The organism is Streptosporangium sp. NPDC000563 (genome assembly GCF_040299985.1).
Classification (GTDB): domain Bacteria; phylum Actinomycetota; class Actinomycetes; order Streptosporangiales; family Streptosporangiaceae; genus Streptosporangium.
In genome coordinates this window covers 462,734-475,724 of record NZ_JBEPDA010000001.1, presented here as the reverse complement: position 1 = coordinate 475,724, position 12,991 = coordinate 462,734, and the positions used below count along the sequence as shown (strand labels likewise).

The 12,991-nt window shown below is 70.4% G+C and carries 13 protein-coding genes; 7 read left to right on the top strand and 6 right to left on the bottom strand.

From position 1 onward, the window contains the following. The first annotated feature begins 40 nt into the window (after window positions 1–40). From ABT352_RS02170 to ABT352_RS02155, 4 genes are all read left to right on the top strand, one after another. Window positions 41–1,384, top strand: a complete 1,344-nt coding sequence (locus ABT352_RS02170; RefSeq protein WP_350941822.1) for an MBL fold metallo-hydrolase — start codon at window positions 41–43, stop codon at window positions 1,382–1,384. Window positions 1,385–1,420: 36 nt separating this feature from the next. Next, window positions 1,421–2,026, top strand: a complete 606-nt coding sequence (locus tag ABT352_RS02165; protein ID WP_350941821.1) for a rhodanese-like domain-containing protein — start codon at window positions 1,421–1,423, stop codon at window positions 2,024–2,026. After that, window positions 2,023–2,784, top strand: a complete 762-nt coding sequence (locus tag ABT352_RS02160; protein WP_350941819.1) for a sulfite exporter TauE/SafE family protein — start codon at window positions 2,023–2,025, stop codon at window positions 2,782–2,784. Before ABT352_RS02165 ends, ABT352_RS02160 begins: the two co-directional genes overlap by 4 nt. Before the next feature lie 187 nt (window positions 2,785–2,971). Then, window positions 2,972–3,565, top strand: a complete 594-nt coding sequence (locus ABT352_RS02155) for an NADPH-dependent FMN reductase (RefSeq protein ID WP_350941818.1) — start codon at window positions 2,972–2,974, stop codon at window positions 3,563–3,565. Window positions 3,566–3,645: 80 nt separating this feature from the next. Here the strand turns inward: ABT352_RS02155 and ABT352_RS02150 are convergent, their stop codons facing one another. From ABT352_RS02150 to ABT352_RS02125, 6 genes are all read right to left on the bottom strand, one after another. Beyond that, a complete protein-coding gene (locus tag ABT352_RS02150) occupies window positions 3,646–4,692 on the bottom strand; it encodes a CHRD domain-containing protein (protein ID WP_350941817.1) in 1,047 nt (348 codons plus the stop codon). Window positions 4,693–4,765: 73 nt separating this feature from the next. Continuing rightward, window positions 4,766–5,482, bottom strand: a complete 717-nt coding sequence (locus tag ABT352_RS02145; protein WP_350941815.1) for an anti-sigma factor family protein — start codon at window positions 5,480–5,482, stop codon at window positions 4,766–4,768. After that, window positions 5,479–6,051, bottom strand: a complete 573-nt coding sequence (locus ABT352_RS02140) for a sigma-70 family RNA polymerase sigma factor (protein WP_502992750.1) — start codon at window positions 6,049–6,051, stop codon at window positions 5,479–5,481. The genes ABT352_RS02145 and ABT352_RS02140 overlap by 4 nt, the downstream gene beginning before the upstream one ends. Before the next feature lie 540 nt (window positions 6,052–6,591). Then, window positions 6,592–7,335 carry a phosphodiesterase gene (locus tag ABT352_RS02135; RefSeq protein ID WP_350941813.1) on the bottom strand — a complete coding sequence of 248 codons (744 nt, stop codon included), beginning with the start codon at window positions 7,333–7,335 and terminating at the stop codon, window positions 6,592–6,594. 156 nt (window positions 7,336–7,491) lie between these two features. After that, window positions 7,492–8,226, bottom strand: a complete 735-nt coding sequence (locus tag ABT352_RS02130) for an ABC transporter permease (protein WP_350941811.1) — start codon at window positions 8,224–8,226, stop codon at window positions 7,492–7,494. Then, the gene (locus ABT352_RS02125; RefSeq protein ID WP_350941809.1) at window positions 8,223–9,122 is read right to left on the bottom strand and encodes an ABC transporter ATP-binding protein; all 900 of its coding nucleotides are present in this window, start codon (window positions 9,120–9,122) and stop codon (window positions 8,223–8,225) included. Before ABT352_RS02125 ends, ABT352_RS02130 begins: the two co-directional genes overlap by 4 nt. A gap of 156 nt (window positions 9,123–9,278) precedes the next feature. Here ABT352_RS02125 and ABT352_RS02120 point away from each other — a divergent pair, with 156 nt between their 5' ends. The 3 genes from ABT352_RS02120 to dnaN all read left to right on the top strand — a co-directional run bounded on the left by ABT352_RS02120 (window position 9,279) and on the right by dnaN (window position 12,787). Beyond that, window positions 9,279–10,811, top strand: a complete 1,533-nt coding sequence (locus tag ABT352_RS02120) for a sensor histidine kinase (RefSeq protein ID WP_350941807.1) — start codon at window positions 9,279–9,281, stop codon at window positions 10,809–10,811. A 2-nt stretch (window positions 10,812–10,813) separates the two neighbouring features. Then, the gene (locus ABT352_RS02115) at window positions 10,814–11,467 is read left to right on the top strand and encodes a LuxR C-terminal-related transcriptional regulator (RefSeq protein ID WP_350943521.1); all 654 of its coding nucleotides are present in this window, start codon (window positions 10,814–10,816) and stop codon (window positions 11,465–11,467) included. A gap of 219 nt (window positions 11,468–11,686) precedes the next feature. Then, window positions 11,687–12,787, top strand: a complete 1,101-nt coding sequence (gene dnaN, locus ABT352_RS02110) for a DNA polymerase III subunit beta (protein ID WP_350941805.1) — start codon at window positions 11,687–11,689, stop codon at window positions 12,785–12,787. The last annotated feature ends 204 nt before the right edge of the window (window positions 12,788–12,991 follow it).

Sequence of the window (12,991 nt, the reverse complement as noted above, 5' to 3'; positions counted from 1 at the left end):
ACATACCCCCAGGGGTATAAGAAAACGAAAGGCGTACCTCATGGAAGTCGTCTCCTTCCGCACCCCTGGACTGGGCGATCAGACCTACCTGCTCACCCACGAAGGTCAGGGGGTGCTGGTCGACCCCCAGCGCGACATCGATCGCTTCCTGACAGCCGCTACGGAGCGCGACGTGAATCTGCGCTTCGTGCTGGAGACCCACCTGCACAACGACTACGTCTCCGGCGGTCAACAGGCCGCTCGCCGTACGGGCGCCGAACTCGTGCTCCCCGCGGCGGCGGCGGCCGCCTACCCGCACACTCCCGCCTTCCACCTGGAAGACATCTCCGGCGAGCGCGGCCTGTCCCTGCGTCCTATCCACACCCCGGGACACACTCCTGAGCACACCTCCTACCTGGTGCTGATCGACGGCGAGCCGATGGCCGTCTTCTCCGGCGGCAGCCTGCTGGTCTCCTCGGCCGGGCGCCCGGACCTGCTCGGGCCGGAACGGGCACGCACCCTGGCTCGCCACCAGTACGGCTCGCTGCGCCGTCTGGCCGACCTACCGGGTGAGGTCCGGCTACTGCCCACCCACGGCGAGGGCTCCTTCTGCACCGCCACCGGCGCGGGCCGCTACACCTCCACCGTCGGCGAGGAGAGAACCGGCAACCCGCTGCTGGCCATCGCCGACCGTGAGAGCTTCGCCGACCATCTGCTGGCCGCCCCCATGCCGATCCCCACCTTCTACCGGCACATGGGGCCAGCCAACACCCTCGGCGTGCCACCCATGCCCGCGACCGACGTGCCGGTACTCACCCTGGAGCAGGTCCCCGACCAAGCCCGCCTGCTGGACATCCGCCCCCGGGCCGCCCAGGCCGCCGGCCTGCTACCCGGCTCCGTGGGCATCGAGCTCGGCGCCGACTTCGGTAGCTGGGCCGGCTGGCTGCTGCCCTATCGGGTCCCGCTCGTCCTGATCGCCACACCCGGCCAGGACACTCGCGAGGCGGTCACCCAGCTCGCGCGGATCGGTATCGACACCGTGCTCGGCGTCGTCACCGACCTCGGCCAGGCGGTCACCTCCGGTTTCGAGCTGCTGGAGCTGCCGGCCTTCGCCGACCGGCTCACCGCGCCCGGCGCGCAGCTGCTGGACGTCCGGATGCCCGGCGAGCAGCGAGCCACGCCCATGCCCGGGGCCGTCGAGCGTTTCCTGCCCGACCTGGTGTCCGAGGGTTTTCCCGCCGATCTGGACCGGGAGCGGCCGGTCCTGATCGCCTGCGGCTCAGGCAGGCGTGCCTCCATCGCGGCCGGTCTGCTGCTTCGGTCCGGTTACCGGCCGATCGTGCTGAACGGCGCGGGCGTGGCCGAACTGCGTGAAGAGCTCGCAGCCACCTTCACCACCACCTGACCTCCGTTCCCCTTGAACGACAAGGATCTCGAACGCATGACCTCCACCCCTTCCCTGGACGTGTCCGCCGCCCGTGCGCTCATCGCGGCCGATCCCGACGTGCTCGTGGTCGACGTGCGCACTCCGGGTGAGTACGCCACCTGCCACATCCCCGGTGCCGTCAACCTGCCGCTCGACCAGATCGACACGCATCTGAACCGGATCGTCGCCGACGCCGGCGGCCAACTGCTTCTCGTCTGTCAGGTCGGTGGCCGCGCGGCCCAGGCCCGCGCCAGGCTGACCGGCGCCGGTCTTGAGGGCTCCACGATCCTGGCCGGCGGTATGAACGCCTGGAACGCGGCCGGTGGTCCCACCTCCGGTGCCGATGACGGCGGCAGGCCGCGCTGGAGCCTGGAGCGGCAGGTGCGCCTGGTCGCCGGAAGTCTCGTCTCCTCCTCGGTGCTGGCCGGCGTCTGGTGGCCGCCGGCCGGTTATCTGGCGGGATTCATCGGTGCCGGACTGACCTTCGCCGCCATCACCGACACCTGTGCCATGGGCATGGCTCTGGCGAGGTTGCCCTACAACAGAGGACCGCGTTTCGACGCCGAAGCCACCCTGCTGCGGCTGCGCGGCGGACGCCCGGACGGCCGGGCCACCTCGTGACCACCACCCTGGTGCTCACCGCTGCGGCCGCCGTCGCGGTGGGCGTGGCCCTCGGTCTGTTCGGCGGCGGTGGCTCCATCCTCATGGTGCCCATGCTCATGTACGTCGCCGGAGTAGCGGGCAAGAGCGCGATCGCCATGTCCCTGCTGGTGGTCGCGGTCACCAGCGCCACCGCACTCCTCTCGCACGCCCGTACGGGCCGGGTGCGCTGGCGTATCGGACTGATCTTCGGCGCGGCGGGCATGGCCGGAGCCTACGGCGGCGGCCTGATCGGACCGCATCTGCCCGAGCAGCTGTTGCTCGGCGCATTCGCGGTGATGATGGTGGCCACCGCGATCGCCATGATTCGCGGACGCCGGATCGCAGACGGGAGAACGCGGGAGCATCTGCCCCTCGGCAAGATCATTATGGACGGGGTTATCGTCGGCGTCGTCACCGGCCTGGTCGGCGCGGGTGGTGGCTTCCTCGTGGTACCGGCGCTCGTCCTGCTCGGCGGTATGCCGATGGCCGCCGCCGCCGGCACCTCGCTGCTGGTCATCAGCATGAAGTCGCTGGCGGGGCTGGCCGGTTATCTGAGCGCGGTCGGCATCGACTGGCGTCTGGCCGCCGTGGTCACCGTCGCCGCAGCGGTGGGCGGACTGCTCGGCGGCCGATACGCCGGACATGTCGACCCTGATCGGCTGCGCAAGGCGTTCGGCTGGTTCGTCCTGGCGATGGGCGTGTTCGTGATCGCCCAGCAGGTCACCGTGCCGACGTGAGCGGGCGGGGAGAATCGCGCCGCGCGCCGGAAGGGCGCCGCCACCACCGTGGACGCCGTGGGCGGGGGCGACCGATGCCGACGGGTGCGCGGTTCCGGCTTGACGTGAACCAAGGTTGAGGTACGAACCTGTTCGTACGGCGCCGCGAGGGCGCGGACAGACCCACTGTGACCAGCAAAGGACCGTCATGCCCGAAGAGCAGATCCGGTTAGCGGTGATCGTCGGCAGTGTCCGCGAAGGGCGGCTCGGCCCGACCGTCGCGGAGTGGTTCGCGGGCCGGGCCCGGCGGCACGAGAGCATGGACGTCGATGTCGTCGACCTTGCCGAGACCCCTCTGCCGATGGTGATGCCCCGCTTCGGGGCCGCGCCAGCCGCGGAGGCGGCGCGGGCTCTGGGGATGCTCACCTCGCGGCTGGCCAGAGCCGACGCGTTCGCCGTCGTGACGCCCGAGTACAACCACAGCTTTCCGGCCTCGCTGAAGAACGCCATCGACTGGCACGACCGGCAGTGGCACGCCAAACCAGTTGGTTTCATCTCCTACGGCGGCGTCTCCGGTGGCCTTCGAGCGGTCGAGCAGCTCCGCCTGGTCTTCGCGGAGCTGCACGCGGTCACCATCCGAGACACCGTCAGCTTCCACGGCGCCCGGAGGAATTTCGACGACAAGGGGGAGCCGATCGACCCGCAGGGCTGCGACGGCGCGGCCAAGGTCCTGCTCGACCAGCTGACCTGGTGGGCGCGGACGCTGCGCGAGGGAAGGACCGCCCGCCCCTACGTCACCTGACCTGACGGGTGGCCTGTGACGACCGTGGATCCCCTCCGCGTCCCGGACTCACCGCCGCGGCGCGATCCCCGGACGTCGGTTCACCAGCCGCCGCCGGACCTGTAGAGCTGACCGCGCACCGCGCCGCCGCCGAACTCGGTGGTGTGCAGGTTGGTGTACCAGTTCTTCGGGTTCTTCTTGATGCCCCGGGCGATGTCGGGCTTCACCGGCGCGGTGCCCGCGATCCCGGTGACGCCCTTGGGCAGGCCGTTCGAGTCGGCGAAGAAGTCGATCACGACATCGCCGTTCTTGCCCTTCTTGCCCCGGTGGATGTGCCCGTTGGTGGGGGCGGCGAGCTTCTCCCAGATGGTGGCGTAGTAGACCTTCGAGCCCTTGATACCGACGAGCCATTCGGCGCGGCCGTTCGGGTCGCCGACCTTCTTGCCGGGGACCGGGACCTCCTGGCGGCCGTCGGCGTTGGAGTGGTAGACGGGACGCACGCCGGCGGCGAGCACGTTGGACAGGTTGGTCGGGCTGATCCTGTGCATCTGGGCGCGTACCGCGCCACCCGGGAACTCGGCGGTGTGCAGGTTGAGGTACCAGTTCTTCGGGTTCTTCCTGATCCCCGCCAGCAGGCCGCCGTCGTTGATCCTGACGCTGCCGAGGATGGCCTTGCTGCCGCCGGGCAGGGCCTCCATGAAGAAGCCGACCTTCACGTCGCCGTTCTTGCCGGCCTTGCCCTGGTGGATGTGGAACGCGGTGGGGGTGTCCGTCCCTTCCCACCGTACGGCGTAGGAGACCTCGTTACCGCGGATGCGGACCACGGCGACGGCCTTGCCGTCCTTGTCGCCGACGGCGGGACCGCCGCTGGTCGGCACCTCGTTCTTGCCGAGCAGGGTGCCCGCGAAGTAGGCGTCCGCGGTGCTCGCGGTGCCGGACGGTGTGGCCGCGGTCGTGCCGGCCTGCGCGACCGGGGCGAGGGTCGCGGAGAGTGCCGAGAGCATGGTCGCGGCGATGGCCACGCCGGAGACGGTGAGGGTGCTGCGCATGGACCGCTTGGACATCGTGGACCTCTCGTAGCTGTAAGGGGCTGCTGTGTTCTTCAGCCGGTTGTACGGCGCTACGCCCGACGATGGTTCAACATTCAAATACGTAAAAATACGCAGAGGGAAACGGCCGGGAAAAAGCCCTCCCGCAGAACGGGAGGGCTAAAATGCCCGGTCAGACCGCGACGGTGAGCAGCGTGTCCCCGCCGTTCGTGCGCACCTCGAAGTGGTCTATCCCCGCAGGTCCCCAGGCGACCCCGCCGTGCACGTAGAGCGGTTCCGGGGAACCGGGAACCCCGTATCCCCGCTCGGGCACCGCCCATCCGGTGACCACACGCCGCTCGCCGGTCGGGGAGACGGCGACCAGTTCGCACTCCAGCGGCCCCTTGACGCCCCTGAGCTCCAGGACGGCGTGGGTGCCCCAGCCCTTCGTCTCCAGCACCAGGCCGCCGGTGACCCCGGAGGCGCCCTTACCGGCGAGCGGGGTGCCTGTCCGATACGCCTCTTCCGCAGGACCGTGCGCGGAGTGACCGACGGGGACGCTGCCACCCTCGCCGGAGATCGCGGTGCCCGCCGCGATCCCTCCGGCGACGAGGGTGACGGCCGCGGCGGCGCCGATCACGAACGTCCCCCTGCGGGCACGCCGGTCGGCCGTCCTGCGGCGGCGCAGCAGGTCGACCACCTCGGCGGGATTTCCCTCGCCGGCACCCGTGACGTCGTCCCCGAGGGGACCGATGCCGGCGAGCGCGTCCGCCACCCCCGACAGCTCCCGAAGCTCCGCGGTGCAGGACGGACAGGTGGCGAGGTGGTCGGAGAAGGCCGTCCGGTCGGGCTCCCCGAGGATGCCCAGGGCGTACGCGCCCACATCGGTGTGCTCCACCCGCGAGGTCATGCCGTCACCCCTCTCTCCTCAAGGGCGACGCGCAGCGCGCGGAGGGCGTAGTACGCCCTCGACTTCACCGTACCGACGGGGATGCCGAGCGCCTCGGCGGCGTCGTTCACCGACCGGTCGCGCAGGACGGTCTCGTTGAGGATCTCGCGATGGGCGGGAGACAGCGAGTTGAGCGCGTCCGACACGACGACCTGTCGCAAAAGATCTTCCATCTGATCGGGCATGGGCACACTCTCCAGTGGTCCCTCACCCGCCTCGTGGGGACGCGCGTCCTTACGGCGTTGGTCATCGATCACGATATGTCTGGCGACCGTCGCGAGCCAAGGCATCAGGGACGACGCGTCGGCGTCGAACCGGTCCGCGCTGCGCCACGCGCGCACCATGGTCTCCTGCACCACGTCCTCGGCCCACTGCACGTCGCCACGGGTGAGCCGTACGACGAAGGAGAGCAACGGCCGACGGTACGTCCGGTACAGCTCCGCGACGACCAACTCGTCGTCGGGGGCGTCGACCGGTCGCAGGCGATGGGAGCGGCGCGGCCGGTCACCGGACCGGGAGGAGGCTTTCACGATGGGGTCTTCTCCGGGGGAATCGGCCGACAGGGAGGTACAGGCGCCTTGCCGGGTCACCACGCGCTTCCCGCGGTTCGCGCCGGGCGGTCGTGACCGGAGCGCGGGCCGGCGTCGCCCGCCGCTTCGCGGTCGCGGATGCCGGGCTGCGGTTCCGCGATCACGGCTGTGCTCGCTGGAACGGGCCGCCACAGGGCGTCCATGATCACGCTGTGCCCTCCCCGGTTCGGGCGCCGGACGTTTTCCGGTGTCGGCAGGCAGTACGTCGCCGGATCCCCGCGGGTTCAACGGATCATGTGGGTTTCCGGCTATCAGCCGAAAAACCTTCGCACCAGGGGTGAAAGCAGGCTGATTTCCGGTCGCGGCACCACTCCGACAGGACATGCGTGCCGGCCGCTCTCCCGAGGTGCGCGAGCCGCCGGGGACGGGCCTCCCGACGGGAAGGTCAGATCTTCCACGACATACGGCCGTCAAGTGGCCGGGTCTCCTGGAGCGTACCGCTCAGGCCGCGGCACGCCGGGAGGGCGGGCCGCGGCGATGTCACAGGACCGGACGGACGTGGGTGACGAGACGGCCACCGTCGAAGACGTGAATGGCGATCTGCGGCGGCAGGTCGTAGTCGACGGGGATCGGGATGTCGAGCTCCTGGCTGAGCCGCAGCGTGGAGACGACCCCCGGCGCCACCGAGAGCGGCAGGCCCGCGAAGACGGTGCTCGCCGCGGTGTGGGCGTGGCCGGTGATGACGGAAACCACCTGCGGGTGCCGCCGCACGACCGCTTCCAACCGCTCGGGGTTCCGCAGCCGGATCCCGTCGACGTACGGGATGCCCAGGGACACCGGCGGGTGGTGCATGCCGACGAGGGCCGGGGTGTCCGGAGCCTCGGCGAGCACGCCGTTCAACCAGGTGATCGTCTCGTCCTCCAGGAAGCCCTCTGGCCGCCCGGGGACGCTGGAGTCGCACAGCGCGACGGTGAGCCCGTTGAGCCTGAGGACCTGGTTGACCGGCCCGTCGCCGCCTTCGTCGAGGCCGAGCAGGGCCTTGCGGAACGCCGGACGGGCGTCGTGGTTACCGGGGCAGACGATCGTCGGATGGCGCGTGGTCAGCAGCTCACGCGCGATCTCGTACTCCTCGATCAGGCCGTTGTCGGCGATGTCGCCGGTCACCACGACCGCGTCCAGGGGACCGGGGAGGTTCTCCAGGTGTCGCATGACGGATCGGGTCCTGTCGATGCTGCGGGGAGAACCGTCGATGTGGACGTCACTTACGTGCGCCAGGATCAGCATCAGTCAAGAGTGACATATCCGGCTTCCCATCGCTGGGCATCCGGAGCGCCGAGCAGGAACGCACCGGGCGGGGAAAGCCGGTGTGAACAGGAGAAGCCGGGGTCCGTCCCTGCCCCTCGCGTGGGACGGACCCCGGCGGACCGTAGGCCGTACCGGCTACTCCCAGCGAAAGAACCGCGCCGCCAGCCCGCCCATGACCAGCACGGTCGCCACCATCACCACCAGGTGCAGCGGCTGCGGCGCGTGTCCCGCCCACGTGTCGCGGAGCGCGTCGGCGAACGGCGCCATGGGCAGGAAGTCCCCGATCCGCCGCACCAGGTCGGGCATCAGCTCCCGGGGAATCCACATCCCCGCCATGAACAGCAGCGGGAACATCAGCAGCGAGCCGATGCCCGGCGCCACCTTCGCGTTGGGCGCCACGGCGGCGATCAGCAGTCCCAGGCTCAGCATCGAGGCCGTGCCGAGCACGAACACCCCCGCGAAGGCGAGCGGGCTCCTGGGCAGGATCGACCCCAGGACGAGATGGCCCGCGCCGACCAGGAGGACGGTGGCGACGATCGCCACCACCAGGTTGTTGACGAGCTGGGCGACCAGCAGCCGGATCGGATGGACGGGAGTGGTGGACATCCGGCGCAGCACGCCGCTCTCCCGGTAACTCACCAGCGTCGCCGGCAGGACGGTCAGCGCCATCGTCACCACCGCGAGGATCACCATCATGCCGGGCAGCTGCGTGTCGATGACCCGCTCCCCGCCCAGATCGGGGGTCGCCTCCCGGAAGCCGGGGATCTGTCCCAGCGCGATCAGGAGGGCGAGGGGCAGCAGCATCGCGAAGATCGGGCTGCCCGGGTCCCGCAGGAAGAGCTTGGCCTCGGTCAGGAGCATCTTGTTCATGAGGAGATCTTCTTTCCGGTGAGGCTGAGGAAGGCGTCGTCGAGGGTGGCCTGCTCCACGCGCAGGTCGGTGGGTACGACATTCGCGGCGGCGAGGGCGGTCGTGACCGCGAGGAGCAGGTTGCCGGTGCCGGTGACCGCGACCTGCCCGCCGCTGCGGCTCACCCCGGTGACCTCGGGGAGGGCTTCGAGCCTGGTGTCGTCGAGCGGCCCGGACGACCGGAACCTGACGGTCTGCCGCCCGCCGACCATGGCGATGAGGCCGGACGGGGTGTCCATCGCGACCACCCGGCCGGAGTCGATCAGGGCGAGCCGGTCGCAGAGCCGCTCGGCCTCCTCCATGAAGTGGGTGACGAGCAGGATCGTCACGCCGTCCTCGCGGATCCGCTCGATGAGCTCCCAGGTGTCGCGGCGGGCCTGGGGGTCCAGGCCGGTGGTCAACTCGTCCAGGATCGCCACGCGGGGGGTGCCGACCAGGGCCAGCGCGATCGAGAGCCGCTGCTGCTGGCCTCCGGAGAGCTTGCCGTAGGGGGTGTCGCGCTTGTCGGCGAGCCCGACGCGCTCCATCAACTTCACCCAGTCCGCGGGCCTCCGGTAGAAGGAGGCGTACAGGTCGAGCGCCTCCCACACCTTGAGTTTCTCCGGCAGCGCGGAGCTCTGCAGCTGGACTCCCAGCTGTTCCCTGAGCTCGGTGCGGTGCAGGCCTCCGAGCACGTTGACGGTGCCGGAGTCGGGGACGCGCAGGCCCGCGACGCACTCCACGGTGGTCGTCTTGCCGGCGCCGTTGGGGCCGAGAACTCCAAAGATCTCGCCCTCCTCCACGGTGAACGAGACGTCGTCCACCGCGAGTTGGTCGCGGTACCGCTTGCGGAGGTTGCTGACCTCGATGACCTTCATGCTCACCGACGCTACGAGCCGCGCCGCACGCGGAGAATCCGTCTACACCCCCGGCGGGGGCGGGTCAGGCACCCGAGGGGGGTGTGGCTACCCCCACCCCCGTAGGGCACCCTCCACCACTGGGCACATATTGGACGTATCACCGACACTTGACCCATGAAGACGTACGCGGTGACGGTCGGCAGGGCACTCGTCCTGGGAGCGATGGCGCTGCTGGACGCGGTCCTCGTCGTCGTGATCCTGGTCGCGTCCCTGCTGACGTTCGGGCTGGGGATGATCTTCTGTTTCCCGCCGATGGTCCGGCTGCTCAGGTTTCGCACGGGGGTGGCGAGGAGGCTGACCGGCAGGTGGCTCGGGACCGCGGTGCCGGTCCCCTACCTGCCGTCCCCGCTGCCGGTGCGTCCCCAGCCCGACGGCTGGTACCGCTACGAGCGCCAGCTCTACAAGACACCGTGGTGGCCCGACTGGAACAACCGTCTGAAGTGGATGTTCGGCGACCCGGCCACCTGGCGGGACGGGCTCTGGGCCTTCTTCAACCCGCTGGCCGGTGTCCTGCTGCTGCTGCCTCTCCTCCTGGCCGGATACGCCCTCCTCACGCTCCGGTCCGATCTCCCCGCGGCCGGCTCGCCGCTCCTGGCGCTCGCCGCGGCCTTCACGCTGCTCGCGACGCCCATCTTGCTGCGGGGGTACGCGCGGTGGAACCACCTGCTGCTGTCGCCCACGGCCAAGGCCGTGCTCACGGCGCGGGTCCAGCGACTCGACCAGGCACGCCTGGCGACGGTCGACTCCCAGGCCTCCGAGCTGCGAAGGATCGAGCGCGACCTGCACGACGGGGCGCAGGCGAGGCTCGTCGCGATGGGCATGACGCTCGGCGCGGTCGAAGAGCTGATGGACAAGGACCCCGCGGCGGCCAAGGTCCTGCTCGGCAAGGTCAGGGAGGCATCCTCCACGGCGCTCGTCGAGCTGCGCGACCTCGTCAAGGGCATCCACCCTCCGGTCCTGGCCGAGCGCGGCCTCGGCGATGCCGTGCGGGCCCTCGCGCTGGACAGCCCGCTGAAGGTCACCGTCACCGTGGACCTGGCCAGTCGCCCCGACTCGCCCGTGGAGTCGGCCGCCTACTTCTCGATCAGCGAGCTCCTCACCAACGCGGCCCGCCACGGCGGCGCCGAGCGGGTGTGGATCGACATCAGCAGCAACGACCGCGCGCTGCGGGTGGTGGTCACCGACGACGGCTCGGGGGGCGCCGACCCGTCCCTGGGCAGCGGTCTGCGCGGCATCGAGCGCAGGCTGGCGGCCTTCGACGGGGTGCTCGTGGTCAACAGTCCGAAGGGTGGCCCGACCACCGCCACGTTCGACCTGCCCAACGCCCTTTCGGGGGAGGGCGGGCCGGACCGCAAGTCGTCCTTGCCCCGAGGCAAGGCGATCATCGTCGGGATCTGCTGGGGGCTCGGCTGGCTCCCGCTCTTCCCGCAGGGGCTGGTGGCGATGTTCATGAAGATCTTCGATGCCGAGGAGCGCAGCTGGGTTCTCGCGCTCTACCTGCCCGAGTCCCTGCAGTGGCCGTTGATCGTCTTCAACATCCTCCTGGGCCTGTCCATGTACACCGCGGGCACGCTCATCCCCGTCATGCACGCCCGCCAGCAGCGGCTGGCGGAGGTCCTGCCGGCCCGCCTATGGTTGGGCCGATGAGCCTGAGAGTCGTCATCGCCGAAGACCTGTATCTCCTGCGGGACGGCCTGGTCCACCTGCTCCAGGCACACGACTTCGAGGTGGTGGCGGCCGTCGAGTCGGGGCCGGAGCTGCTGGGAGCGCTGACCGGGCTGCGACCCGACGTCGCGGTGGTCGACGTTCGCCTTCCGCCCACGTTCACCGACGAAGGTCTCCAGGCCGCGCTGGCGGCGCGCCGGGCCATCCCCGGACTGCCGGTGCTCGTGTTGTCCCAGCACGTCGAGCAGCTGTACGCGCGAGAGCTCCTCGCCGACGGCTCGGGTGCGATCGGCTATCTCCTCAAGGACCGGGTCTTCAACGCCGAGCAGTTCGTCGACGCGGTCCGCCGGGTGGCGGCGGGGGGCACCGCGATGGACCCCGAGGTGATCGCGAAGCTGCTGGCGAGCACCGCCAGGCACCAGCCGCTCGGCGCGCTCACCCCGCGCGAGCGCGAGGTGCTGGAGCTGATGGCCGAGGGCCGCTCCAACGCGGCGATCTCCCAGCGGCTGTTCCTCAGCGAGAGCGCGGTCGGCAAGCACACGGCCAGCATCTTCGCCAAGCTCGACCTCGCACCCTCCGACGACGACAACCGCCGCGTGCTCGCCGTCCTGACCTACCTCAACGCCGCCCGCGGCTGACCCGTCTCAACGCGATCTCCCCCGACATCCGCGTGGTCGACCTCCCGAGCCCGTTCCCGGCCGGGCACATCGCCCATCGACGAGCCGACTCGTCGGCGCCCGCGCGGACGATCCGCTTTTCTTCGGCCGGGTACCTGTTCTGTCGGTCTCAGCGGATAGCGTGCTGTTGAAGTACGGCTTCCGCGCCCGGTGTGCCGTTCGGGACGAAGGGATGATCAGGTGAAGTTCCAGGTTAACCGTGATGTCCTGGCCGACGCCGTGGCCTGGGTGGCCCGGGTGCTGCCGAACCGACCGGCGATCCCCGTCCTGTCCGGCCTGCTCCTGGAGGCCGACGACGGCGACCTCGTGCTGTCGGCCTTCGACTACGACGTCTCCGCCCGCGTCTCGATCGAGGCGGTCGTGGCGGAGCCGGGCCGGGTGCTGATCCCGGGCCGGATCCTCGCGGAGATCACCCGCAGCCTGCCCGGCGAGGTGGTGGAGGTCCTCACCAGTGGTTCCGAAGCGGTTCTGACCTGTGGAAGCGCGGAGTTCGGCCTGCTGACCATGCCGGTCGAGGACTTCCCCTCCCTGCCCGAGATGCCGCCGAAGATCGGTGCGGTCGGCGGTGTGGTCTTCGCGAGCGCGGTCAATCAGGTGGCCCCGGCGGCGAGCCGCGACGAGAGCCTCCCCATGCTGACCGGCATCCGGGTCGACATCTCGGGTGACGACGTGACCATGGCCGCCACCGACCGCTATCGCATCGCGGCCAGGGAGTTCGACTGGCGCCCGGAGACGGCCGGCACCACGGCCGCCGCGATGGTGCCCGCGCGGGTGCTCGTCGATGTGGCCAGGTCGCTGCGCGGCGGCGAGGTGTCGGTCGCGCTGGGCGACGGCGTGGCCGGTTTCGAGAGCATCGGCCGGGCCACCACGGTCCGCCTGCTCGACGAGCAGTTCATCGACTATCGCTCGCGGCTCACCGACGACTGGTCGATCAGGGCCGACCTGCCGGTGACGCCGTTCATCGACGCGATCAAACGGGTCGCGCTGGTCGCCGAGCGCAACACCGCGGTCCGGCTCTCCTTCGCCCAGGGGCAGGTCCTCATCCAGGCGGGCGGTGGTGACATCGGCCGGGGCACCGAGGTCGTCGACGCGGAGATCTCCGGTGGCGACATCCAGATCGCCTTCCAGTCCCAGTTCCTGCTCGACGGCCTGCACGGGGTCGAGACCGAGCTCGTCAGGCTCAACATGGAGTCACCGAGCCGACCGGCCCTCATCACGGAGGTTCCCGGCGATGCCGACCCCGCTTTCCGCTACCTCGTGATGTCCCTGCGCCTCACCTGATCGGACCCTGCCGCCGGCCGCGCCGTTTCGAGACGAGCGCTCTCCGCGTCCGTCCCGAGAACCCATACCGGCCTCCCCTGCCGGGTGCCCTCTCGCATGCCAGGCGCTCTCATGTCGCGGGGGGGGGGGCCCAAAGGTGTGGGGGGCGCCGGCCGTATGGGTTATTTCGGGGGGGGGGGGGGGTGGGACAGGATGCGCCGGAGC

Excerpts from the sequence above, each read along its gene's own strand:
- ABT352_RS02170 (WP_350941822.1), top strand. The coding sequence starts at position 41 with ATGGAAGTCGTCTCCTTCCGCACCCCTGGACTGGGCGATCAGACCTAC.
- ABT352_RS02165 (WP_350941821.1), top strand. The coding sequence starts at position 1,421 with ATGACCTCCACCCCTTCCCTGGACGTGTCCGCCGCCCGTGCGCTCATC.
- ABT352_RS02155 (WP_350941818.1), top strand. The coding sequence starts at position 2,972 with ATGCCCGAAGAGCAGATCCGGTTAGCGGTGATCGTCGGCAGTGTCCGC.
- ABT352_RS02145 (WP_350941815.1), bottom strand. The coding sequence starts at position 5,482 with ATGACCTCGCGGGTGGAGCACACCGATGTGGGCGCGTACGCCCTGGGC.
- ABT352_RS02135 (WP_350941813.1), bottom strand. The coding sequence starts at position 7,335 with ATGCTGATCCTGGCGCACGTAAGTGACGTCCACATCGACGGTTCTCCC.
- ABT352_RS02130 (WP_350941811.1), bottom strand. The coding sequence starts at position 8,226 with ATGAACAAGATGCTCCTGACCGAGGCCAAGCTCTTCCTGCGGGACCCG.
- ABT352_RS02125 (WP_350941809.1), bottom strand. The coding sequence starts at position 9,122 with ATGAAGGTCATCGAGGTCAGCAACCTCCGCAAGCGGTACCGCGACCAA.
- ABT352_RS02120 (WP_350941807.1), top strand. The coding sequence starts at position 9,279 with ATGAAGACGTACGCGGTGACGGTCGGCAGGGCACTCGTCCTGGGAGCG.